The organism is Lysinibacillus sp. BPa_S21, from assembly GCF_023337795.1.
In the GTDB taxonomy this organism is placed as follows: domain Bacteria; phylum Bacillota; class Bacilli; order Bacillales_A; family Planococcaceae; genus Lysinibacillus.
In genome coordinates, this window is the sequence record NZ_JALIRS010000003.1 from 468999 (window position 1) to 494037 (window position 25039).

The 25039-nt window shown below is 37.8% G+C and carries 20 protein-coding genes; 2 read left to right on the forward strand and 18 right to left on the reverse strand.

Translation table 11 applies throughout. The annotated features are described in order from the left end of the window. Positions 1–177: 177 nt before the first annotated feature. The 10 genes from MOK21_RS08105 to MOK21_RS08150 all read right to left on the reverse strand — a co-directional run bounded on the left by MOK21_RS08105 (position 178) and on the right by MOK21_RS08150 (position 14034). A complete protein-coding gene (locus MOK21_RS08105) occupies positions 178–1623 on the reverse strand; it encodes a S41 family peptidase (RefSeq protein ID WP_249073425.1) in 1446 nt (481 codons plus the stop codon). A 420-nt stretch (positions 1624–2043) separates the two neighbouring features. Then, entirely contained in the window at positions 2044–2631 is a 588-nt protein-coding gene (locus MOK21_RS08110) for a redoxin domain-containing protein (RefSeq protein WP_249073426.1), read from the reverse strand. Next, on the reverse strand, positions 2628–3269 hold the full coding sequence (locus tag MOK21_RS08115; protein WP_249073427.1) for a hypothetical protein: 642 nt from the start codon (positions 3267–3269) through the stop codon (positions 2628–2630). The genes MOK21_RS08110 and MOK21_RS08115 overlap by 4 nt, the downstream gene beginning before the upstream one ends. Before the next feature lie 243 nt (positions 3270–3512). Then, positions 3513–4850 carry a murein hydrolase activator EnvC family protein gene (locus MOK21_RS08120; RefSeq protein WP_249073428.1) on the reverse strand — a complete coding sequence of 446 codons (1338 nt, stop codon included), beginning with the start codon at positions 4848–4850 and terminating at the stop codon, positions 3513–3515. 50 nt (positions 4851–4900) lie between these two features. Further along, a complete protein-coding gene (gene ftsX, locus MOK21_RS08125) occupies positions 4901–5785 on the reverse strand; it encodes a permease-like cell division protein FtsX (protein WP_249073429.1) in 885 nt (294 codons plus the stop codon). Beyond that, positions 5775–6461: a cell division ATP-binding protein FtsE gene (ftsE, locus tag MOK21_RS08130; protein WP_249073430.1), complete on the reverse strand. Its 687-nt coding sequence runs from the start codon at positions 6459–6461 to the stop codon at positions 5775–5777. The genes ftsX and ftsE overlap by 11 nt, the downstream gene beginning before the upstream one ends. 275 nt (positions 6462–6736) lie before the next feature. Further along, positions 6737–7930: a DUF4097 family beta strand repeat-containing protein gene (locus MOK21_RS08135; RefSeq protein WP_249073431.1), complete on the reverse strand. Its 1194-nt coding sequence runs from the start codon at positions 7928–7930 to the stop codon at positions 6737–6739. 582 nt (positions 7931–8512) lie between these two features. After that, entirely contained in the window at positions 8513–11377 is a 2865-nt protein-coding gene (gene uvrA / locus MOK21_RS08140; protein WP_249073432.1) for an excinuclease ABC subunit UvrA, read from the reverse strand. Positions 11378–11384: 7 nt separating this feature from the next. Next, the gene (uvrB, locus tag MOK21_RS08145; RefSeq protein ID WP_249073433.1) at positions 11385–13364 is read right to left on the reverse strand and encodes an excinuclease ABC subunit UvrB; all 1980 of its coding nucleotides are present in this window, start codon (positions 13362–13364) and stop codon (positions 11385–11387) included. 427 nt (positions 13365–13791) lie between these two features. Then, the gene (locus MOK21_RS08150) at positions 13792–14034 is read right to left on the reverse strand and encodes an IDEAL domain-containing protein (RefSeq protein ID WP_249073434.1); all 243 of its coding nucleotides are present in this window, start codon (positions 14032–14034) and stop codon (positions 13792–13794) included. A 226-nt stretch (positions 14035–14260) separates the two neighbouring features. Here MOK21_RS08150 and MOK21_RS08155 point away from each other — a divergent pair, with 226 nt between their 5' ends. Then, positions 14261–14770, forward strand: coding sequence for a competence protein ComK (locus MOK21_RS08155; RefSeq protein ID WP_249073435.1), 510 nt, complete (start codon positions 14261–14263; stop codon positions 14768–14770). A 303-nt stretch (positions 14771–15073) separates the two neighbouring features. On the opposite strand, the gene prfB is transcribed toward MOK21_RS08155, so the two are convergent. The 3 genes from prfB to secA form a co-directional block, all read right to left on the reverse strand. Next, positions 15074–16178 (reverse strand): peptide chain release factor 2 gene (gene prfB, locus MOK21_RS08160; protein ID WP_283164646.1). Its coding sequence is split into 2 segments (ribosomal slippage): positions 15074–16102 and positions 16104–16178, totalling 1104 coding nucleotides; the frame shifts between segments, so codons are not numbered across the junction. 136 nt (positions 16179–16314) lie between these two features. Further along, positions 16315–16860 carry a competence protein ComK gene (locus MOK21_RS08165; RefSeq protein WP_249073436.1) on the reverse strand — a complete coding sequence of 182 codons (546 nt, stop codon included), beginning with the start codon at positions 16858–16860 and terminating at the stop codon, positions 16315–16317. Positions 16861–17217: 357 nt separating this feature from the next. Next, the gene (secA, locus tag MOK21_RS08170; RefSeq protein ID WP_249073437.1) at positions 17218–19728 is read right to left on the reverse strand and encodes a preprotein translocase subunit SecA; all 2511 of its coding nucleotides are present in this window, start codon (positions 19726–19728) and stop codon (positions 17218–17220) included. Between the two features lie 357 nt (positions 19729–20085). Between secA and MOK21_RS08175 the strand changes: the two genes are divergently transcribed. Continuing rightward, complete coding sequence (locus MOK21_RS08175) at positions 20086–21135, forward strand: PD-(D/E)XK nuclease family protein (protein WP_249073438.1); 1050 nt, start codon at positions 20086–20088, stop codon at positions 21133–21135. A gap of 132 nt (positions 21136–21267) precedes the next feature. Here the strand turns inward: MOK21_RS08175 and hpf are convergent, their stop codons facing one another. From hpf to MOK21_RS08200, 5 genes are all read right to left on the reverse strand, one after another. Further along, complete coding sequence (gene hpf, locus MOK21_RS08180) at positions 21268–21819, reverse strand: ribosome hibernation-promoting factor, HPF/YfiA family (RefSeq protein WP_249073439.1); 552 nt, start codon at positions 21817–21819, stop codon at positions 21268–21270. A gap of 152 nt (positions 21820–21971) precedes the next feature. Beyond that, positions 21972–22355, reverse strand: a complete 384-nt coding sequence (locus tag MOK21_RS08185) for a PilZ domain-containing protein (protein ID WP_249073440.1) — start codon at positions 22353–22355, stop codon at positions 21972–21974. A gap of 217 nt (positions 22356–22572) precedes the next feature. Further along, on the reverse strand, positions 22573–22983 hold the full coding sequence (gene fliS, locus MOK21_RS08190) for a flagellar export chaperone FliS (RefSeq protein ID WP_249073441.1): 411 nt from the start codon (positions 22981–22983) through the stop codon (positions 22573–22575). A gap of 76 nt (positions 22984–23059) precedes the next feature. Further along, positions 23060–23419, reverse strand: a complete 360-nt coding sequence (gene fliT, locus MOK21_RS08195; protein WP_249073442.1) for a flagellar protein FliT — start codon at positions 23417–23419, stop codon at positions 23060–23062. Between the two features lie 21 nt (positions 23420–23440). Then, a complete protein-coding gene (locus MOK21_RS08200) occupies positions 23441–25033 on the reverse strand; it encodes a flagellar hook-associated protein 2 (protein ID WP_249073443.1) in 1593 nt (530 codons plus the stop codon). Positions 25034–25039 lie beyond the last annotated feature (6 nt).

The window sequence follows — 25039 nt, forward strand, 5'->3', positions numbered from 1 at the left end:
TTGAATACTATGAATTTATTGTATCAAACGACTACACTCTTGCGTAGTACAATCTAGTAGAAAGCTGCTATTCTTCCTTTTTTATCGTATTCAGCGGGTGTTATGTTAAATGAAATGGTTGCTCAGCTGTGTAGATGAACCATTAGAAGCCTCTTCCTCTGTACAAAAAAATAGTATTTATTCTTCAATATTGTGCAACAAAAAGCTTGTCGCCATTTGGAACTGTAAATCATTTTGACGATCCTCTTTATATTTTTTCAACGTTTCATTTAAGCTGTTAAAGAAGGTAGTGTCTATATTAAAATCACCTTCTGCCTTTTTCAATTTCTTATCTTCACGATAAAGCTTAACAGCCTCCTCCGTCGATTCATCCAAATAACCGTCTAAACGAGCAATTTTATAGCCTAGCTTTTTCAAAGCATTTTGTGTATAAGCAATTTCCTCACTCATATCGCCCGCTTTAAACTTTCCAGATAACGGATGCATTTGGAAAGCGAATAGTTCATTCGGTTCAACGACTAAATTAGCCTCAATACCTTGCCCATGAATCCATTCGCGCTTTGGTGTCAGCCATTTATTTGTGGACAATTTAAGCTCCCCACCATTTTTCAGAGACCAAGACTCCTGCACTGTTCCCTTCCCAAAACTCTTGACACCCACAAGGGAAGCACGTCCCCAGCTTTTTAAAGCACCACTCAATACTTCACTAGCAGATGCACTGCCCGCATTCTGTAAAACAACAATCGGCATTTTGTACATCGTTTGCAAATATTTTTCATCAAAGCTTTTTGATTCCGTTTTTAACGGTTCCATAGCACCTTCAGCATTTTGCATATAGGCAAACACTTTGCCATTCTCTAATACTGTGCTCAGTAGCGCTGCGACGCTATGTAAATAACCACCTGGATTATCCCGCACATCGATGACGATCCCCTTTACATCTTTCCGAAGCAACTTACTCGTTTCGGCAACCCACTCATTCGCCGTTTTCTCACCAAAAAGTGAGATTTCTACATAACCTATCGGCGTATTTTCTACATTCACTACTTCGCTCGTTACGGTTTTATTGGAAATTGCTGCTCGTTCCATCGTCATTTTAATATGTTTATCTTCACTTGGACGATAGACGACAATCGTTACTTTCGTTCCCTTTTCTCCTTGAATTAATTGCATTAATTCACTCATCTTTTTACCATCTACCCGAACACCATCAACTTGTACAATTTCATCAAGAGAGCGCATTCCTGCTTTATCTGCTGGGGACGAACGGACAGGAGACACAACAATAAATTTCCCGTTATTTTCAGTTAGCTCGATCCCAATGCCCACTCTTTCCTCGGCCAACATTTGTCGGTGTTGTTCTGCCTCTTCCTTCGAATAATAGGTGCTGTAAGGGTCCTTAATAGCATCTGCCATACCACGAAGCGCGCCCTCCACTAAAACATCCTTTTTCGTACTGTATACAGATTTTTTCTCAATTAAATTCAACGCTTCATTAATCGAATCAACCTCAGCAACAACCGGCTCCTTTTTATCCCCTAAATGAAACCAGTCAAAATAAATCCCACTACCTAGCAATAGACTACTGGCAAGTACGCCGAAACCAGCCATTATTTTGCGCAAACCTTCCCTCCTCCGTCTCTTTACTGTATGAATCTTATTTTTCAAACATACAAGATTCAGCTTCAAATAATTTGTTGAATACTATGATTTTTGTTTCGCGAGTATTCTATTGCGATTCACAAGTATTTATCTTCCTTGCGTGAGCATTCTATCAACAGTCGCGGGTATTTCCCTTCCTTCCGCGGGTATTCTATCAACATTCGCGGGTATTTCCCTTCCTTCCGCGGGTATTCTATCAACATTCGCGGGTATTTTCCTTCCTTCCGCGGGTATTCTGTCCTCATTCGCGGGTATTTTCCTTCCTTCCGCGGGTATTCATTCACAACTCGCGGGTACTAATATGTAAGGAAATATTTACATAAAAAAATCTGCTTCGTTTCTTCCAGAAAACGAGCAGATTCTTCGAAATTTATGATTTGGTTAGTCTAATGCATCTACATAGCTTTTTAACATTTCTACATTCATCGGCCCTTTAATAGCACGTTGAATATATCCATTTGAATCAATAAAATAGGTTGTAGGAATGACTAATATTTGATAATCGAAGCCTACTGTGCCTTTCTGATCGAGTAAAATAGGAAATGTTAAATCGAAACTATCTCTAAATGTCATGACAGAATCTATTTTTGCGTCCTCTGTAACATCTCGTTCAGACGTTGTTAAATTGACAGCTATTATTTCTACATTATCTTTTTTAGCATATTGTTCATAATAATTTTGCATATGTGGCATTTCAGCTTTACATGGTGGACAATAGGTTGCCCAAAAATTTAACACGACTTTTTTTCCACGAAAATCACTCAAGGTCATGTCTTCGCCATCCAAACTTGTTAACGTAAAATCCGGTGGCGTATCTCCATTTTTCAATCCAACTTTTCGCTCTTCCATTTCTTTTCCTAAAGAAGCTGCTTCGATTTCACGATCCTTATCAATCTGCTGTTTAACATATGTACCAATCATCGCGACTACTAATAACACGACGATAAGTAGTCCAATATTTTTTTTCATTCCTTACCTCCGAATAATTTAGTTACGTCAGCAAAATGCTGTATTACTATACCTACTATAAGTAATAGGACGCTCACCCCAACAGCCGGTTGCCAAAAACCATGTGGCTGAAAGAAGGCAACAATCATTAGACCAATCGTATATAAAAATAAAGCACGTTTGATCACTGTTATTTTCCATAGTATGAGGATTGTTACTGTACTTAGCACAATTAAAGTAATCCATTCGCTACTTGTTTGATTATCATTTAATAACACCACAAGCCATTGATAGATCGATTGCGTTAAAATGATCGCCCAAGTACAGGCAGTAATTCCAGTTGCGTCAAACCGATTTTTTTTGTTCTTCCGCCAAAGCTGTAGCGATGCTGCGATTGTTCCTAAAAAGACACCAATTGTTCCACCATTGAAATAAAGGAGCACAAATGGTTGAGCGATAACAGCTTTAAAATCAGTAATAATTATGCTGAATTTCCAAACGAGAATAAAGGTAAAAACGACGTCCCCATATACCTCCGCCCACCTCTTCGTAAATTGCACCCGTAAAACTAGCCATACAATGAAAAATGCCACAAGAAGAGCAACAGCTGTTGCCGGTAATGTTAATGTCCGAATAGAGAACCATTCTGTATTATTCAACTAATAAATCCTCCACAAGAAAAGATAGGTTCAGCATAGCATATAATCTTTCTAGGAACCGCCATTTTACACTGTGTTCAAAAAATCTCCCTGAAACATCAAAAAATAGACTTTTTATGAGCAATTTTATTGAAATACCCTACAAGGTATTCCAGTGTAGTTTTATCCGTCGCTTTCAATTTACACAGAAATATAAAAAAAGCTATACATTAGAAAAATCCTAATGTATAGCTTGCACAATTTTTAGATTGGAATATATTTTAATGGATTGTCGCTTCCGACAGCTTGTCCTCTCCAAGGACCGATGTGCACTTCAAAGTGTAAGTGTGGTCCTGTTACACGTCCTGTATTACCCATGGCAGCAATTTGTTGACCTTGGGATACTACCGTGCCAACACCAACGTTAAAGGAACTTAAGTGTGCATACACTGTCGTATAGATTTGACCGTTGATAGAATGTGTAACGATGACACAATTACCATACGTGCTAAGTGGTGCAGCATATGAAACAACACCGTCAGCGGCTGCCCAAACTGGAGTACCAATACTATTGGCAAGATCAATACCATAATGGAACTCTGAACCGCCAAATTCACGCCAGCCATAAGTCGATGTTAAACGACCATTTGTTGGTTTAACCCAAGTACCACTCGATGGTGGAGCAGTGACTGTTGAAGACCCAGATCCAGCAGACCCAGCAGATCCCCCACCCTTGTTACTTGAATTAGATGCCTTGGCTGCGGCTGCGGCCTTGGCTGCAGCTGCTTTACGTTTCGCTTCTTCTTGACGAGCAATTTCAGCTAAACGATTTTGCTCATTAATGATTTTTTGTTGTAATTCAGAACTGATCTCAAGCGCCTCAGAATATTCTTTCTCAAGCAATACTTTTTCTGATTTCAGCTTTTCTTGTTCTTTTTCTAATTGATCAATTAATTTGTTTTTCTCAGTTTTCTGTCCACCCAATGACGCTTTTAAACGATCAAGCTCAGCTTTTTTAGCTTCAAGCTTTTGGCGTTTTCCTTCTAAGACTTGTTTTTGTTCCTCTAATTTTTTCTTGTCTTCTTTTTGGTCGCGGATAATTTGTCGATCCGCTTCAAGCAATGTATTTACCGCAGAGAATCTATCAATAAAATCTACGAAGCTATTAGAACCAAGCAATACGTCTAAATAGCTAACGGAACCACCCGCTTGAATGGCACGAGCACGCTCCTCTAACAATAAATCACGCTCTTCAATTTTTTTCAGAAGCTCATTAATTGAATCTTCTAGCGCTTTTATATCTTTATTTGTAGATTGAATTTCTGTCCATACATCTTTAATATTATTATTCGTTTTGTCAATTTCGGCATTTAGTGTTTTAATTTGATCTAATAATTTTTGTTGCTTATTATCATTCTCAGAAATAGCATTTGATTTATTATTGATGGATGAGTTTAAGCCATTTTTCTTTGATTCAATTTGTTTTTTTTCATCTTTTAAATCCGATAAACTAGTTGCATACGCTGATGGAGTTTGGATAAAAAGAAATAGTGCAGATGCTGCAGCAAGTGTTTTCATTGAGTGTTTCGCCATACTTTTCACCGATTGAACTCCTTTTCGACTGTTTTTTGGTTGATTGTCATAAACGAAAGCTAAATTTTTAAGAACTTACGTACTGACATGAAACTTCCCCAAATTCCGATTAATACACCGATGAGTAATAGTAGACCGCTTACTTCGTACACAAGAGGTGAGAAATCAAGCACTTGAACAAGTTCGCCTTTTAATCGAGGCGCAATAATTTTATATACATTGTGGTAAAGGGTTGCGATGACCGCAATCGGAATAATAGAACCTAAAATTCCGAGCCACATTCCTTCTAATAAAAATGGGATACGCACGAATGAATTCGTTGCTCCGACAAGCTTCATAATTTCTATTTCATCACGACGTGCAATAATAGTAATTCGAATCGTGTTAGAAATTAAGAAGATCGCTGTAAATAATAATCCTAAAATAAGAACTATCCCTACGTTACGGCTAATATTTATGAAATTAAACAGCTTTTCTACTTTGCCTTCACCATACATAACTTCATGTGTATACTCAAATTTATCAATTTTTTTAGCAACAGTAGCTGTTTGCTGAGGATCAGAAGCCTTCACATAAATAACATTACGTAATGGGTTACTTTGCTCAAATAACTTAAAATCGTCCCCAAAGTCTTTTACTAATTTCGTTAATTCATTTTCCTTTGTCGAAAAGTTCATCTCTTCGACATCTGGCAATTTCTTGATTTTTTCCATGAGCGCTTTTTCAGCAGCTTTGTCCGCTGTTTCATCAATTAACACTTTAATTTCAACATCGTTCTCTAAATCAGATGCGACTTTATTTAAATTCATCATAATAAGCGCGAATACGCCTACTAATATTAATGTAACTGTAACTGCACTTACTGAGGCAATAGTCATCCAGCTATTACGGCCAAGGGACTTAAAACTTTCTCGGAAGTGACGTTTTAATGTATTAAATTTCATAGCCGTAGTCACCTCCGTGCTCATCACGGACAATCATTCCGCCTTCAATTGCAATTACTCGACGACGAATCGTATTGACGATTTCGCGGTTATGAGTGGCCATCACAATAGTTGTCCCTCTTGCATTAATTTCTTCGAATAAATTCATAATGTCCCAAGATGTCTCAGGATCCAGATTCCCAGTAGGTTCATCCGCAATAACGACTTTCGGCACATTCACAATAGATCGTGCAATCGACACACGCTGCTGTTCGCCACCTGAAAGTTCATTAGGGAACATTCTTGCCTTTTGCTTCAGTCCCACAAGCTCTAAAACTTCCATTACACGACGGCGAATTTCTATTGGGTCTTCCTCGATTACCTCTAGTGCAAACGCTACGTTTTCATAAACACTCAAACGAGGTAGCAGCTTGAAATCTTGGAAAACAACGCCAATTTGACGACGTAAATAAGGCACTTTTTTATTTTTCAATTCAGCTAAATTTATACCATTAACAGTAATTTCTCCAGAAGTAGCTTTTTCCTCACGGTACATTAATTTAATGAATGTAGATTTACCTGCACCACTGGGACCTACAACATAAACAAATTCACCTTGCTTTATGTTAACGGAAAGCCCATTTGTCGCAACAACGCCATTTGGGTACTTCTTTGTCACATTTTTCATTTCTATCATATCTAAACCACCTAAATCTCTTACCCTGTAAGAGGTATTTCGTTACCTATTATAGCATTCAATTTCTCCCTTTATTATTACAGTTTCATTTCATTACATGGTAGTTCCTGTTATTTCGTTATCAGATTGCCATAAAAGTATTATAATTTCGACATACAAAAAAACAGAATTCGATGCCATTTGAGGAAAGTCGATTTCTGCCTTTCTAACGTTTTTAAACAGCAAAAAAGCATTCAATGCTATGCTAGTGCGCATAGCCTGAATGCTTTTTGTACTTAAACATGCTGTTCGTCAGTTGTTGTATAGCGTACTAAAACTGCACCTGTTTTAGATTCACCTTCGATAAATAGACGATTAGCATTCTCTACTTCTTTATCAAAACGTACTACTTTTGATAAAAATTGATCTTGCGATTCAATCTTTGAGGCATCTTGTATACCAACATCTACTTTACCAAAATTCGTAACAATTTTACCGCTTAACGATATTGTACGTGGCACATACAATTCAACAGCTCCTGCGACCGTTTGTGCTTTGATTTTCGATGAATTAGTTGAGCAAGTTGTAACAACAACATGTCCATTAACCGATTTTGCTTCAACTTCATCCAATGCGCCATCTAAATAAACACGGCCATTCATTGTTTCAGCCTCTAAATCTTTACCACGAACATTTGTTAATTCAATCGATCCATTAGATGAATCCACTTCTGCCTTTCCAAAGTTAAATTTAGAGCCTTTAATCGCACCGTTTAATGTCTTTACTTTTAATTGCTCGAAATCCGTATCTTGTAAAGTTACACTACCATTCATTAAACGTACTGATAACTTTTCTAATTTATCCTTTGGAACAAGTACTTTAACATTTGCTTGAACAAGCTTAAGTTGACTTAAAATTCGTAGTGAATCTCCATCTTCCTTCACAACGAATTGCTCTAGGAAGTTCGCACGCGTTTCTTCTTCGCTATCATTGATAAGTGGTGCCTTTACTTTGCAAATGACTTGGAAGCTATCTCCTTCAGCCGTTTCGACTGCAAAATTGCCATTCGGTAATTCAACAATTACTTTTTCTATATGCTCAGCTGCAACTTCTTCCGTATGTGTAAACTCGAATTTATCACCAAATGGGGAAGTTACATCAAATTCTTTGACCTTTTTTACCGCTGTATTCATCATATCCATAAAGAGTGAACCAATTTGTGTTAAATCTTTACGGAAATCTCGCATTTCTTCTTGGACGTATTTAGAGAAATCCTCATCTTTTTGCGGTTGTTCGTCTTTGTCATTTTTATCTTTAAATACTGACTCTTTTTCTGTTGGGGAATGTTGGCCCTCGTTTGACACATCATTCATAACATTTTGAGTGGACTTGCTAGGTTGCTCTAATGCTTCTAATAATGTAATCGCCTCTTGCGCTGAAATCGTTCCTTTTTCCACAAGTTCTAAAATTCGTTGACGTTCATTTTGCATAATTAAAATAGCCTCCCTCAGTTCGTTATATTATTTATACGAAACATATTGTGAAAAGTTTCACCAAAAAATGAGAAATTGGGAATATATCTTTTTTTTAGGCTCATTTAACGTGGGGTTGATTTCCGTTCCGGCTGGGCGCTTTGCCGCTGACGCTTCGCTTTCGCGCAGAGCAGAGCTTCCTGGGGGCGTCCGATGAGCCGCTTCGCTGCGCTCCAGGGTCTCGGGCCAACAGGATGTTGGTCACGAAGGCGTTATCACAGGATGTGATGCTTTTAGCCTTCGTTCCTCTTTTGCTGATCCCCAAGGAGTCGCCCAGCCTCCACTCCAATCAACCTATCCACATGAAATACGTTTTAACGTAATGTCATCCAACTTTTGAGTTTTATCGGAACACTTTTAAGTATTATCGCCCAACTTTTGAGTTTTATCGACTAACTTTTATGATTTATCACCCAACTTTTGAGTTTTATCGACCAACTTTCACGTTTTATCACCCAACTTTTGAGTTTTATCGACATCCACCTGCTGGTCACACAAAATAATCAGTGGGGAAACATCCCCACTGATTAAAGTTTCATTTTATTGAGTAGCCTTGGCCAAAGCAGCTTCCATACGCGCACGATCTCTTGTTAATATTGGCTTTAAGTATTTACCTGTATAAGAGCCACTGGCTTCAGCGACTTCTTCTGGTGTACCTGTCGCCACAATCGTACCACCTTTGTCTCCGCCTTCTGGTCCTAAATCGATAATGTAGTCTGCTGTCTTGATGACATCTAAATTATGTTCGATGACTAGTACTGAATCGCCGTTTTCTACAAGACGTTGTAAAACAACGAGTAGGCGTGCAATATCATGTGCATGTAAACCGGTTGTCGGTTCATCTAAAATATAGAATGATTTACCTGTTGAACGACGGTGTAATTCTGAGGCTAATTTGACACGCTGTGCCTCACCACCAGATAAAGTTGTGGCAGGTTGTCCTAATTTCATATAGCCTAAACCTACATCCACGATCGTTTGTAACTTACGCTGGATTTTCGGTATATTTTCGAAAAATACAACTGCATTTTCGATCGTCATATCTAAAATATCTGCAATGCTCTTATCTTTATATTTCACTTCAAGTGTTTCACGGTTATAACGCTTCCCATGACAGACTTCACATGGTACGTAAACATCTGGTAGGAAATGCATTTCAATTTTTATAATACCGTCACCACGACAAGCCTCACAGCGGCCTCCCTTAACGTTGAAGCTAAAGCGACCTTTTTTATAGCCGCGTACCTTTGCTTCATTTGTTGCTGCAAAAACATCTCGAATATCATCAAAAACGCCTGTATACGTAGCAGGATTTGAGCGAGGTGTCCGACCGATTGGTGATTGGTCAATATCAATGACCTTTTCTAGCTCCTCAATGCCCGTTACTTCTTTATGTTCGCCAGGCTTCACCTTTGAACGATTAAGCTTTTGAGCTAATGACTTATATAAAATTTCATTAATTAGCGTTGATTTGCCTGACCCCGAAACCCCTGTAACCGCAACGAATAAACCAAGCGGTACATCAACCTTCACATTTCTAAGATTATTTTCCTTGGCACCTTTAATCGACAATTTGCGCCCATTCGGTTTGCGGCGCTCAATTGGCAGGGGAATAAACTTCTTGCCACTCAAATATTGCCCCGTTAAAGACTTTTCATTTTCCATGACTTCCTGCGGTGTTCCTGCCGCTACAATTTGACCACCATGCACACCTGCACCAGGACCAACATCAATGAGATAATCTGCCGCTAGCATTGTATCTTCATCGTGTTCGACAACAATCAGCGTATTGCCGATATCACGCATATTTTGCAGCGTACTAATAAGACGATCATTATCCCGTTGGTGCAAGCCAATTGAAGGCTCATCTAAAATGTAGAGGACACCTGTTAAGCGTGAGCCAATTTGTGTCGCAAGACGAATCCGTTGAGCTTCTCCCCCTGACAATGTTCCTGCCGCTCGACTTAACGTTAAATAATCTAACCCAACATTGACAAGGAAACCCAGTCGCTCTTCAATTTCGCGTAACACAAGTCGAGCAATTTTCATATCCTTTTCTGATAAATCCAGCTCTTTGAAAAATGTATCAGCGTCCTGAATCGAATACTGTGTAACTTCACCAATATGCTTATCTGCTAGTTTTACAGCTAATGTTTCAGGCTTTAAGCGATAGCCTTTACAAGATGGACATGCTTGCTGCGCCATATATTTTTCCATTTGTTCACGCACATAATCAGACGTTGTGTCCTTAAAACGACGTTCTACATTACGTACAACACCTTCGAATTCAATCATTTGATCTCGCACATTGCCAAACTCATTTTCATAATGGAAGTGGATTTTATCTTTCCCTGAACCATATAAAATTTTATCCATCTTTTCTTTCGGAAGATCCTTTACTGGGACGTCCATCGGGATTTCATAATGATCGCACACAGCCTTTAATAATTGTGGATAATACTGTGAACTTGTTGGCTCCCACGGTGCGATCGCATGCTCTAATAAACTACGATCCCAATCAGGCACTACTAGGTCAAGATCGACCTCTTGTGTCGAGCCTAAACCATCACAGCTTGGACAAGCTCCAAATGGACTATTGAATGAAAACATGCGTGGCTCCAGCTCACCGATTGAAAATCCACATAATGGGCAAGCATGGTGCTCACTAAATAATAATTCCTCATGCTCCATGACATCAACAAGTACACGCCCATCTGCCAAACGTAATGCTGTCTCTAAGGAATCACTCAAACGTGCCGCAACACCTTCCTTCATCACAACACGATCGACCACTACTTCAATTGAATGCTTTTTGTTTTTATCAAGTTCAATGGCATCATCTAAATCACGCAGTTCACCGTCGATACGTACACGGACAAATCCTTGCTTTTTTAAATCTTCCAGTAGCTTAACATGTGTTCCCTTACGTCCTGATACCATTGGAGCAAGCAACTGCATTTTCGTTCTTTCCGGATAAGATAGTAAACGATCGACCATTTGCTCAATCGTTTGGGAGGTAATTTCAATACCATGATTCGGACATATAGGCTTCCCAATGCGCGCATAGAGCAAACGTAAATAATCATAGATTTCCGTTACTGTCCCAACTGTCGAACGCGGGTTACGGCTCGTCGTTTTTTGATCGATTGAAATAGCAGGGGATAATCCCTCTATCGCATCGACGTCTGGTTTATCCATTTGACCAAGGAATTGACGGGCATAGGCTGAAAGAGATTCTACATATCGACGTTGCCCCTCGGCATAAATCGTATCGAACGCTAATGATGATTTCCCTGAGCCCGATAAACCTGTTAGCACGACTAATTGATCGCGTGGAATTGTGACATTGATATTTTTTAAATTATGTGCTCGTGCGCCTTGCACGACGATTTCAGTATTTTTCACAAGCCATTCACCCTTCTACCTTCAATTCAAATATTGTATCGCGCAGCTCAGCAGCACGTTCGAAATCGAGTGCTTTTGCTGCTTCCTTCATTTCTACTTCTAGAGAAGCGAGTAACTGCTCTCTTTCCGCCTTTGTCAGCTTCTTACCTTTTGTTGCCTTCGTGACATAAGACTCTTCTTCCTCTGCCACCTGTGTCGCACGAATCACATCAGGAATTTTCTTCACAATCGTTTTCGGTGTAATGCCATGTTCTTCGTTATAAGCCATTTGCAATGTTCGACGACGCTTCGTTTCCTCAATCGCCTTTTTCATCGAATCCGTCATATTATCTGCGTACATAATGACATGACCATTGGCATTACGTGCGGCACGTCCGATCGTTTGAATTAATGAACGCTCTGAACGTAAAAATCCTTCCTTGTCAGCATCTAAAATTGCTACAAGGGAAACCTCAGGTATATCTAGTCCTTCTCGCAATAAGTTAATGCCGATTAGCACATCATACGTACCTTTACGCAGCTCACGAATAATTTCAATTCGCTCTAATGTCTTAATCTCTGAATGCAAGTACTCGACCTTTAAGCCCATTTCTTTTAAATAAGCAGATAAATCCTCTGACATTTTTTTCGTCAATGTTGTCACAAGCACTCGTTCATTACGAGCAATACGACCTTGAATCTCATCGATTAAATCATCAATTTGACCTTCTATTGGACGTACGTCAATTTGTGGATCTAGCAATCCAGTTGGACGAATAATTTGCTGTACCATCTCTGGAGAATGCTCAAGCTCATACGGGCCAGGTGTAGCAGAAACATAAATAGCTTGATGAATATGTTTCTCAAACTCTTCAAAACGTAAAGGTCGGTTATCAAGTGCTGATGGTAAACGGAATCCATGCTCTACTAACATACCTTTACGTGCTTGGTCACCATTATACATTCCTCGAACCTGTGGCAATGTCACGTGACTTTCGTCAACAACAAGTAAGAAATCATCAGGGAAGTAGTCAAGTAACGTATACGGTGTTGCTCCTGCTTCACGCAATGTCAAATGACGTGAATAGTTTTCAATACCTGAACAAAAGCCCATTTCACTCATCATTTCTAAATCATAGCGAGTACGTTGCTCTAACCGCTGTGCCTCCAATAATTTATCCTCTGCACGTAAAAGAGCTAAACGCTCCTCCAACTCTTTTTCAATATTTTCAATGGCTTTTCGCATTTTTTCTTCTCGCGTAACGAAGTGGGATGCTGGGAAAATAGCTATATGTTCACGATCTGCTAATATTTCACCCGTTAGCGCATCCACCTCGCGAATTCGATCGATCTCGTCCCCAAAAAATTCAACGCGAATACAATGCTCATCACGAGATGCCGGGAAAATTTCCACAACATCACCACGTACTCGAAACGTCCCACGTGTAAAACTTACATCATTACGCTCATACTGTACATCGACCAACTTTCTAAGCAACTCATTGCGTTCAATTTCCATTCCAGTACGAACCGATACGACCATTTCACGATATTCTTCTGGAGAACCTAAACCATATATACAGGACACGGATGCAATAATAATGACATCATCACGCTCGAATAATGCAGATGTTGCAGAGTGACGTAACTTATCAATTTCATCATTAATGCTTGAATCCTTTTCGATATAAGTATCCGTCTGCGGTACATATGCCTCTGGCTGATAGTAATCATAGTAGCTAACAAAGTATTCAACTGCATTATTAGGGAAGAACTCTTTAAACTCACTATATAATTGACCCGCAAGTGTTTTATTGTGTGCCATAATAAGTGTCGGTTTTTTTACCTGTTTAATGACATTAGAAATCGTAAACGTTTTCCCTGTTCCTGTTGCACCAAGCAATGTTTGATGACGTTTCCCCGCACGTACACCCTCTACTAATTCCGCAATTGCCTGTGGCTGATCCCCATTAGGCTGATATGGCGCTTGTAAATCAAATGTTTGCACACATGTCCCCGCCCTTTCCTTCCAATTTGTACATATATTTTAGCATAGCATTATTAAAATTTCGAACATTTAACGAACGAATGTTTGTAAAAGTTTTTCCGTTTGCTATATTTAAGATGATTCAGACAGAACATATGTACCGAAATGTTTAATTACAGCCTATCTATAAATAGATTACCCTTTCCAAATGTTAGCTAATCGAGATGGGCGAATGTAAATGCATAACATAGAGGGGATTTGATTGAATCAATGGGGAAATGATCAGGTTACCGCTAGATATGATCAGCTTGGTGATAAATTGATCGGGTTGCTGCTAGATATGATCAGCTTGGGTGATAAATTGATCGGGTTACTGCTAGATATGATCAGCTAGCACAAATTAGCAAAAAAATCCCACTCTCCAATAACAGAGAGCGGGCTCGTCATATTATTCACTTGCATCTTGGTGTAAATCTACTAGTTCGGCTGCGTATAGATGAAATGCCTTTTCATCTTTTTCATCGAGTGCTCTATCTATCAGAACCATGAGCTGCTCTTCACGATGCATACGCTGGATATGATTTAAAAATAAATCTAAATAAATCTCGTTTAATAATTTCTCTGCCTCATCAACTTTCTTTGACTGACCAACGGCTTTTAGAAAATCTGTATACGAATAATATTTATCCAACGATCTCACCTCGATCCTTTTCTAAATTATAAGAAAATTGAAATTAAAATGCAATGCTTAAGAACTGAAAATCATTTCGATTTACTATTAATCTTGTGCAATTTCAAACAATTCCTCTATGCAATTACTTGATATATCAATGGTTTTCTGAATTTATTTATATTTTCTGAATTTTATTTTATGTTTTACACTTCACTTAACAAATAGAAAAAGGAGGCTTACATAGATGTCAGCAAACTACGTCAATGGATATTTAATGTCTTTCAACACCTATTTACTTCAGCCGGTTCAGTATGACTCAAAAATTTTCACACGGGTAATTGATAAGCATAATGAACTGATCGTCACAAGGAAACCAATGCATATATTACGAAAATCTTGTGTTTCACTAGGAACAACCTATGAAGCTGCAAAACATTCTGCCAAACGCTTTTTCGGTAATCAACATAAGCTTCCAATTGTTGTTGCTTTTGATTATGGTTATCCTTGTATTTTCCTACCAACGTATTCACCAAACTCTATCCACAATATTTGGATCGGACTTCACGCCATTTCAAATATTGTACCAAGTAAAATGGGCTGTATCGTTACATTGACAAATGGTAAACAGATTGAACTGCCTATTCAATATGCTTCGATTAGTAAGCAATTTGTCAATGCATCGATGCTTTATAAGCATTACATGAATGAGCGTAAGCAGCTTAGTCAAGACACGCCTTTTCCTCCACCTTTTTAACTTCTTAAAGGCGTAATGCCTTCGACGGATGTCACGGAATTGGCAAGGCGTTCATAAGGATATTCGCCTAAAAGCATCACATGCAATAACAGCTAACTGGCCTGCATCATGCTGTTTTTGTTGTTGTTGTTGCTGTCGCTTTCGCACAGATAAAAACGTGTTGCTGTCGCGCAAAAAACATTTGAAGGCCTAAGCACAAACCCGATTCCGGACGCAATAATGCCGAGTTATAATAATTGATGTAGAATCATAAAAAAACCCCCTCAAAAGCACATTTTAGCTGTGCTTTCTGAGGGGATTACATTAACCGATTTTTGAACGTAAATAGGCATGAATGAATGGATCTACATCACCATCCATCACCGCTCCTACATTACCTGTTTCTTCATTTGTACGATGATCCTTCACCATTGAATATGGGTGGAATACATATGAACGAATTTGTGAGCCCCAGCCGATTTCCTTCTGTTCACCACGGATTTCATCAAGCTGCGCCTGCTGCTTTTCAATCTCTAATTGATAGAGTTTCCCTTTTAACATCGTCATGGCTTTTTCTCGGTTTTTAATTTGCGAACGTTCTGCCTGACATTGTACGACTGTACCAGTAGGGACGTGCGTAATACGAACAGCTGAATCTGTCGTATTAATATGCTGACCACCTGCACCTGTTGCACGATACGTATCAATTTTTAAATCCTCTGTACGAATATCAATTTCAATATTGTCATCGAATTCAGGCATAACATCACAAGAAACGAAAGACGTATGACGACGACCTGAAGAGTCAAACGGTGAAATACGTACTAAACGATGAACACCTTTTTCTGCTTGCAAATAGCCGTAAGCATTATGCCCCTTAATGGACAATGTGACAGATTTAATCCCCGCTTCATCGCCCGGAAGATAATCCACTGTCTCGACTTTAAAGCCACGTTTTTCCGCCCAGCGTGTGTACATACGTAGCAGCATTGAGCCCCAATCCTGAGATTCCGTCCCACCTGCTCCTGGGTGTAGCTCTAAAATCGCATTATTTTGATCGTATGGACCGCTTAATAGTAATTGCAGCTCAAAATTACCCATTTTTTGCTGGAATTCTACTAATTCATTGCCTAGCTCCTCCTGCAATTCTTCATCGGGCTCTTCTCGCAATAGCTCTAGCGTCATATCTAGATTCTCGTATGTTTCCAATAAATCGTTATACTCGTTCACAATTGCCTTTAAGCCATTACTCTCATTAATGATGACCTGTGCCCCTTGCTGATCATCCCAAAAGCCTGGCTCAAGCATCATTTCATCTAATTCCTGAATACGTGCCTCTTTGTTTTCTAAGTCAAAGAGACCCCCTAAAATCCGCCAATTTTTTGGCTGAAGTGTCTAACGCGTTACGTACATCTGCTAATTCAATCATTGTTAAATCCTCCGAACATTATTAGTGGGGCAAACCGATGATAGAAGTTTAAAAATCCGATTCCTTCAAGCCCCGATCTCTTTATTATAACGTTTTTACGGCGGAAAACATACTTTTTTACAATACAGACTTCATTTCAACCTTTTTCAGCTTCATCTTCAAAAATAACGTTGTTCGCCACTCGTTGGAATACTTTCCCTTGATCAAATTGAACTAGCAAATTCTTTGTTCGTTTCTCCAGCTTATATTTTAGTAAAAACGCTCTTTGGACTCTATTTTCAAATGATCTGATACTTAAATCCACACAATCTTCATAGCCGTTCAAAAAAGTTACTTTTGTATTCTTTTTATCGACTGCTTGGTAATCCTTAATATGATGAACGGCAAACCATTTACATTCGGGTCTTACATATGATTTACTTGGAAACCATATAATACTACTTTGTTCATGAACAACGATTGGATTCTGATTCAGCTTCCCTAGTATCATCCTCGAGCCATCGAAAGCCCCTCTTAAGCTTGAACCAAAATACCGGAGATTATAATCTATTAATTTTGTCGGTGCTAATTTTGATACATATTCGTAATGCCTTTCTATTACACGTGTATACAGATTTCCTTGGGCATCAAACTCCGGTATATACAGCATCGTTTCACTACTCATAATGTCATCACTATGCATGTCAATCCCCCTTTTATTCACTAAGAAATATATTGATATACTCCAATGCATTTCCCCGAGAAGGTTCTCGGGGGTTTTATTTCACACACATGCATCACTCCTATCAGACCTTTTTGACTACTATAAAATTTATAATAAATTAGAAAAAAGTTATAAACATTACCCTTTTCATTGAACTTTTTACCTATTGTTGTAGTATTTTGTATCTTTTATCTGAATTTTCGAATATTTAAATCTATTTTATCTCTGATTGAAAATTCGCTTCACTCTCCCGCTGACTGACTAGCAATTATCCTAAAACATAAAAAAAGATCATTTTAACATACTGTTAAAATGATCTTTTCCGTCATCATACACTTATTGTGCTGCACCATGGCAGTTTTTAAATTTCTTACCGCTGCCACATGGACATAAATCATTACGTCCGATATTTTCAGCTTTACGGACAGGTTTCTTTTTCGGAGCGGATTCGCCATCCTCTTTCGGATTAACTGCTTGACCTTTTGCAACTTCCTCACGCTCTAAATTATTATGAATCTCTGCCTTCATCGCATATTTTGCTACATCTTCGCGAATGGAAGCAACCATATCTTCAAACATAGCGAAGCCTTCTTGTTGATACTCACGAAGCGGGTCATTTTGACCATAGGCACGAAGATGGATACCTTGACGTAGCTGATCCATCGCATCAATATGGTCAATCCACTTCGTATCAATTGAACGTAGTAAAATAACCTTTTCGAATTCACGCATACGCTCTGATGTAAGCTGTTCTTCTTTTTCATCATAACGTACTTGGACAGCGTTCGAAATTAATTGGTTAATCTCTTCTGCAGATTTACCTTGGAAATCTTCCACCTTCAGAACGCCTTCATCTAATAAGTTTGCTGATACATAGTCATCAATTGCTTTTAAGTGCCAATCTTTTTGCTCACCTTGCGTATACAATGCAACAACGTTGTCGATCGTTTCTTGAATCATCGACTCAACGAGGACACGCATGTTTTCTGTTTCTAATACGTCATAACGCTCTTGATAAATAATCTCACGTTGCTGACGTAACACATCATCATATTGTAATAAACGTTTACGAGCGTCGAAGTTATTACCTTCAACACGTTTTTGAGCTGACTCCACTGCTCTTGAAACAACTTTTGATTGTAATGGCTGTGAATCATCCATTCCCAATTTCATCATCATGTTCTTCATATTATCGGAGCCAAAACGACGCATTAATTCATCTTCTAGTGACAGATAGAATTGCGTAATCCCTGGGTTCCCTTGACGACCAGAACGACCACGTAGCTGATTATCAATACGACGAGATTCATGACGCTCTGTACCAATGACAGCTAAACCGCCAAGCTCCAAAACACCTTCTCCAGGTTTAATGTCCGTACCACGACCAGCCATGTTCGTCGCGATTGTTACGGCACCTTTCGTACCAGCATTCGCAATAATTTCAGCTTCGCGCTCATGGTTTTTCGCGTTTAAGACGTTATGTGGAATTTTATGTTTATCTAATAATTTTGAAATTATTTCAGACGTTTCAATGGCAACAGTACCAACAAGAACAGGTTGTCCTGCTAGATGGCGCTCTGCAATATCTGCCGCCACCGCTTTATATTTTCCTTCCATCGAAGCAAAAATTAAGTCCGGACGGTCATCACGAGCAATCGGCTTATTCGTTGGAATCGCCACAACACTCATATTATAAATATTACGGAATTCTTCTTCCTCTGTTTTCGCTGTACCTGTCATACCCGAAAGCTTTTGATACATACGGAAGTAGTTTTGGAACGTAATTGTCGCCATTGTCATCGATTCATTTTGAATCTCTACGCCCTCTTTAGCCTCGATTGCCTGATGTAGACCATCTGAGTAGCGGCGACCTTTCATTAAACGACCTGTAAAGCTATCAACAATAACGATTTCGCCCTCTTGTACAACATAATCAACATCATTATGCATACTGACATGTGCCTTTAGCGATTGGTTAATTGCATGGTTTAGACGTACATGCGTTAAATCAAATAGGTTATCAATGCCAAATGCTTTCTCCGCTTTTTCAACACCAGCATCTGTCAACGTTACACCCTTTGTCGACTCTTCATATGTGTAATCCGTTTCCGCACTTAACATACGAACAAACGCATTAGACTGTTTATAAAGCTGCGCTGATTTCCCAGCCTGTCCCGAAATAATTAATGGCGTACGCGCTTCATCAATTAAAATCGAGTCAACCTCATCGATGACCGCAAAATGTAACGGACGTTGTACACGTTCCTCTTTATAAAGCACCATATTATCACGTAAATAGTCAAAGCCAAGCTCATTGTTTGTACTATACGTAATATCCGCTTCATAAGCTGCACGTTTTTCTTCTTTCGATAAACTATTCAAGTTTAAACCAACCGTTAAGCCTAAGAAATTATACAAATGCCCCATTTCCTCAGCATCACGACTCGCTAAATACTCGTTGACTGTGACAACATGTACGCCTTTACCAGTAATAGCATTTAAGTAAACAGCCATCGTAGCCGTTAACGTTTTACCTTCACCAGTTTTCATCTCTGCGATATTACCTTCATCTAATGCAGCAGCACCCATAATTTGAACACGGAATGGGTACATCTCTAATACACGTTTAGACCCTTCTCGACAAACGGCAAAAGCTTCCGCACGAATCGACTCTAAACTCTCTCCATCGGCATAGCGCTGTTTAAATTCTTCTGTTTTCGCTTGTAATTGATCATCTGAAAGCTGTTCCATTTGGGAAGCGAATCCCTCAACCTGGTCAGCGATTTTTTCTAATTTTTTTAGTTCACGTTTATTGAAATCAAATAATTTATTTAATAGGTTTACCATGAATTTTTTCACTTCCTATATAGTCTCAGATTTCATTTTACCATTGTATAACAGATTCATGCAAACAGAGTCTCTATCCATTAAAAGCTAAACTTACTTTACTTACATATAAAAAATGTCTTAGTGCTTATGTGTCTAATTAAAATACGTAATGCGTTAGTAAAAAAAGATTTCCTAATATATAATTTATTCAGAAATTTTTCCTTAATACTATATTACAATTAGAGAATTACGTGTTACTCTGAAATAAACTAATGTTACTAAACACAGAAGATTCCATCTAATTTTCATAATGTACCCTATCTAAAAATTGGATTGTAGTTTTGTAGCAACATACAATAGTAAGGAGATATAATTTTGTCGAATAACTTTGTAAATATCGTTGGTTATCAATTGGAAAAAGTCCACACAGGTGTTATCAGTTGGATTCTTGATACTGAAAATAAAACAGTATCATTACAAATAAAATTCGAAATCATTCGCCGTATTTATAAAATGTGCAATAAAGCAATTGATTTTCAGCTTAACGAAATAAAAAATATTAATTGTTTTCCAGAGTACTCTTTTGGTCGTAAACGAAAAATTGATTTAGTTATCAAAATCGATTTGTTCAATAGCACCCCAAGATATTTAGTTATTGAAATGAAAGTCGATTCTATTCCAACAAGTGATCAACTTCAAGGAACGCAATTTGATTTTAATCAAAAAAATGTTTCAGATCAAAATAATGTTTTATTTTTATTATTTCTATTTGGTTCCGCTCAAGTTTGTGAACAGCCCGAACTTTATAATTTCAATCTATTTAGACTACCATGGATTTTAGAAGTTTTTGCAGGGTTTCCGATTGAAGAATATATTTATAAAGATTGGATTGCATCATTAGAAAATGAAAATTTACGTAAAATCCATATCAAAAGTGAATTAGAAAATGCTCCTGAAATTTGGGACGATTCCTATTGGAAGAAAAAAAGATATCGTACTTGGTTCCCGTTGTTTTATTACATATATCACGAATTAAAATGTCATTCAAAAAGATTCGAAGAGTGGGATATATATAGTGGACAAAACAATCCTGTCATGAATTGGAGAAACGGTTGTCTCCATAAAGATATACTAGGTCATCCAATAAAATTTTATTGGGAATTTAACTATGAGGACTTTGTTTTAAAAGCAATGATAGATGAACATAACAAACTTTCTCATGATGATCTAAATTGGTTAAGGGATGAAGTAGGTACTATTTGCCATCATGAAACTCACTACGGGCGAAAAACACAATATCGATATGGCACCTATAATTCACTATATAAGTGGGAATTCGACTTCAAAAATCAAGATATTACTTTTATTATGAAAAAAGTTGACGAAATTCTTGATAAAATTCACCCTATATTAACTTTACTTTAAATAAGAATTTGCTCCCGGAAATATTTTGTCAGGGCTAAAGCTTCCCTTGCTTTGTCACGGGTTTCAAAGCATTCAATAAAATAATGAAGAAAAGGCTCCCGCTTTTGCGAGAGCCTTTGAACATATTAAAGTTTAAGTTGTTTCAATCAAGCCATATTTACCGTCTTTACGTTTATAGACAATGTTTGTGCCATTTGATTCTGCATCTGTAAAGATATAAAAATCATGCCCTAGCATATTCATTTGTAAAACAGCTTCTTCTTGATCCATCGGTTTTAGATCAAATTGCTTAGTACGAACAATTGAATATTCTTCGTCTTCTGTTACTACATCAGCTGCTGCCTGAGAAGTAGCAAAATAAAGGCCTGCACCCTCGCGCTCACGGAATTTACGGTTTACTTTTGTTTTATGCTTACGGATTTGACGTTCTAATTTATCAACAATTAAGTCAATCGCAGCATACATATCTGTATGACGCTCTTCAGCACGAAGAGTTAAATTCTTCATCGGAATTGTAACTTCCACTTTCGTTTGCTTGTCATTATAAACCTTTAAATTTACGTTAGCATTGGCGTTAATATCTTCGTTAAAATAACGCTCAACTTTCTCGATTTTGTTTTCAACATACTCTCGAATAGCTGGAGTTACCTCAATATTTTCACCGCGAATGTTAAAGTTTAACATGTAAACTCCTCCTTTATAACTGCTATACTTTATATTTCTACACAAGTGTGAGAAATTCCTCTAAAATAATTCTTTTTTTCACAAAAATATTTTTTCCATTGGACAGCACCTGCGAAAACTAAGAGGTTAGGTATGTGATGAGCAAATCCCTCTTAGGAATTAATGCTATTTAGTTTTGCTTCATCAGCTTCTTTTCTTCGACGCAGCTTCAACTCTTCGACAATCAAATCTTCAACCGATTCCTGATCATGAAAATTCACGCCATACTGCTTGCCCTTGCCAAAAGGACGGCTCCAAATGACTTCACCAAAAGCTCGTACCTCTTTAGTATCAAGAACAAAGCGTAAATCCAAAGGAGGAGGATTAACACCTAAATCCACCTCAGTAAACATCTTTAAACCTCGTGGACTAATATCAAGCAAGTCAGCCATTGCTGTTTCCGCTTGATTGACTCGTCCATCCTCATATATTGCAAAAGTCATGTTAAGAGGCTTTTCAAACTTAAATCGAAAGCCTTCCTGGCGTTTAAATATCATCTACCCACTCCAATACTATTGTAAACATCTATTTATTAAGCTTGATTATGACACGATGCATGATTTACATCTAGAGGGAATAAGTAACATATTTTACTGAATAAAGACCTATTTTATGACGAATCAAATGATTCCCTTTTGTAATGATAAAATGCTGTGTCTCATTTTTCTTATAAAGAAAAGAGGCCATCATGAAATGGATGGCCTCTGATGTTGTCTAAATTTGTCCAGTGTTTCCCTGACCGAATTGTTGCTGTCGATTGATGCGAATAACTTCCTTCCAAGTATCACGGAATTCCGTCACTAACCCCTCAACTTCTTCAATAAGAGCGATATCATTTTTTATATTAGCTTCTACTAAACGATGGTTGATATATTCATAAAGGGCAAACATATTTTTTGATACTTCGATGTCCATATTCAGCGTCGCCATCAGCTCGCTAATAATCGCTTGTGCTTTGATAAGATTTGTATTTTTTTCTTGGATATTCTTTTCTTGAATTGCCAGTTTAGCCTTGTGCAAAAACTTCAAGCATCCATTATAAAGCATTAACGTCAGCTCACCCGGGGAAGCAGTGGTAACACTATTTTGTTTGTACGCGTTTTGTGCTGTTAAATTTGCTGCCAATAAAGGACAACTCCTTTGAAAGGTTACTTTTTTACTATTTTAAACCATTTTACGAAGAAAAGCTAATAGGTAAATGTTAATTCTTTTTGTCATAATACATCCCATCCATAACACGAACATTCGAGTAAGGATTGAAGTATTGCTCTTCACTTTTTTTCGTTTTTTGTAGGTTTGCCATATCCTGCTTTACAGCGTTCATGACAGCAGTCAAACGTTCTTTTATCCCATGATCTAATTCAAGTAACGTTCGATGAATGAGATTCTGTTCGTCGAATTGAAAGCCTTCTTGAACCAAATCTTCAATAATCTTTCCACGCTTATCTAACATGTCGTTAATGTTATCAATATATTCATCACGCTCTTCACCTTTTGGAATATCGCCCAAAAGTTTAAATAAATTAGCTGAAACCTGCAATAATTGTTCTATTAGTTGCATATCATTCTCCTACCTTACTAATTAGAAGCCTCCACCTGCACCTTGCATGAAGATACTAGATTGTTGGTTTGCTTTATTGATTGCTTTCTCCATAGCTGTGAATTGATTCCAGTAACGTTGTTCAATATTTTCCAATTTAACTTTCCAAGTGCTTATTCGACTATCAACATCTAATAAATTTTTACCAAGTGAGTAAGTTTGTTCTGTCATTGTTGCCTTACCAGCTTTTTTCTCAATGTTAGTAGTAAATGTATTCATTGAAGAACGCAATTTTTGGACAATCCCTGATTCTCCTGGATTACTATCGGTAACTGTATTGGTAAATGTTTTTACAACAGCCTCTGGATCTTTAGCAATAGCAGCACGTAATTTTTCTTCATCAATTTCTAATTTACCGCCGTCAGAATATTCTTTAGTTGTTGTGATTCCCAACTCATATAAGGTATCTAAGTCAGCATTCGTACTACCACCTTTTTCATACAGGTTGCTACGTAATGCAGAAAGACCACTTCGGATCATTGAATCACTTCGAAGAATACCACTTTTCGCCTTTTCATCCCACTTTTCAATATCCGATTTTTCCATATCAGCTTTTTGTTCATCTGTTAAAGGAGCATAATCTCGGTATTTTTTTTCCTTTGTTTTACTATTTAAAGATTCTACAAGACCATTATATGTATCTACAAATTTTTTAATTTGATTAAACAAATGGTCTGAATCAGTTTTAGTTGTGATACTTATCGGCTTAGTACCTGTATATGTATCATTTAATGTTACTGTTACACCATCCAAATCGAATGTATTAGAAGATCGCTCAATGTCAATTCCATTAACAGTAAGTTTAGCATTTTGACCATTAGTATTTAAAGCATTCGCTGGATTTGATGCATCCGAATGAGTCAAATCAGGATTTGCACCAAAACCAAGCTTTTGAAAAATACCAGCAGAATCCTTTGTAACATATAAGTTAACATCCTCAATAGTTTGAGTAGTACCACCTTGTTCTAACTCTAACTTACCACCAGTACCTGTTGCCTCAGTTGTAATCGATATTTGACCTGATCGCTCATCGTAAAATGCTTTAAGACCATTCCCATTATTTAACTCAGATATAACACTATTAATTGTATCTGTTTCTTTAAATGATAATTTAACATTTTTAAAAGTACCGTCTTTTTGATGAACTTTCATTTCGATAGTTTGATCACCAGCAACACCTAAATCTGCTAAAGTAGTAGACTTCGTGATAGCACCGCCGCCTGATAATGTTGTACCAACGTTACCTACACGTCTTGTTGAAGTTGCTAGCTGTGTAACTGAAGCAATGTCTAAGCTAGCACCTTCTTTTGCCGTTGTAGCTGTAGCAGAAATTGCATCATTATTACTTGTTGTAGTCTTTTTCCAAAGATCTTTTTGATAAAGCATTTCTTTTGATAGAAAATCATTGAATGCTTTGATTTGCTTATTAACATCTCGGTACGCGTCACGTTGCCATTCATAAGTTTGCTTTTTTTGATAAAGTTTATTTAATGGTGCCTTTTCAGCCTTCATCAATTTTTCTACAAGACCGTCAATATCCATTCCTGATGCTAAACCACCAACTCGATTTACCATATAAAA

Excerpts from the sequence above, each read along its gene's own strand:
- MOK21_RS08110 (WP_249073426.1), bottom strand. The coding sequence starts at position 2,631 with ATGAAAAAAAATATTGGACTACTTATCGTCGTGTTATTAGTAGTCGCG.
- ftsX (WP_249073429.1), bottom strand. The coding sequence starts at position 5,785 with ATGAAATTTAATACATTAAAACGTCACTTCCGAGAAAGTTTTAAGTCC.
- ftsE (WP_249073430.1), bottom strand. The coding sequence starts at position 6,461 with ATGATAGAAATGAAAAATGTGACAAAGAAGTACCCAAATGGCGTTGTT.
- MOK21_RS08135 (WP_249073431.1), bottom strand. The coding sequence starts at position 7,930 with ATGCAAAATGAACGTCAACGAATTTTAGAACTTGTGGAAAAAGGAACG.
- MOK21_RS08155 (WP_249073435.1), top strand. The coding sequence starts at position 14,261 with ATGTCAGCAAACTACGTCAATGGATATTTAATGTCTTTCAACACCTAT.
- MOK21_RS08165 (WP_249073436.1), bottom strand. The coding sequence starts at position 16,860 with ATGCATAGTGATGACATTATGAGTAGTGAAACGATGCTGTATATACCG.
- secA (WP_249073437.1), bottom strand. The coding sequence starts at position 19,728 with ATGGTAAACCTATTAAATAAATTATTTGATTTCAATAAACGTGAACTA.
- hpf (WP_249073439.1), bottom strand. The coding sequence starts at position 21,819 with ATGTTAAACTTTAACATTCGCGGTGAAAATATTGAGGTAACTCCAGCT.
- MOK21_RS08185 (WP_249073440.1), bottom strand. The coding sequence starts at position 22,355 with ATGATATTTAAACGCCAGGAAGGCTTTCGATTTAAGTTTGAAAAGCCT.
- fliT (WP_249073442.1), bottom strand. The coding sequence starts at position 23,419 with ATGCAACTAATAGAACAATTATTGCAGGTTTCAGCTAATTTATTTAAA.
- MOK21_RS08200 (WP_249073443.1), bottom strand. The coding sequence starts at position 25,033 with ATGGTAAATCGAGTTGGTGGTTTAGCATCAGGAATGGATATTGACGGT.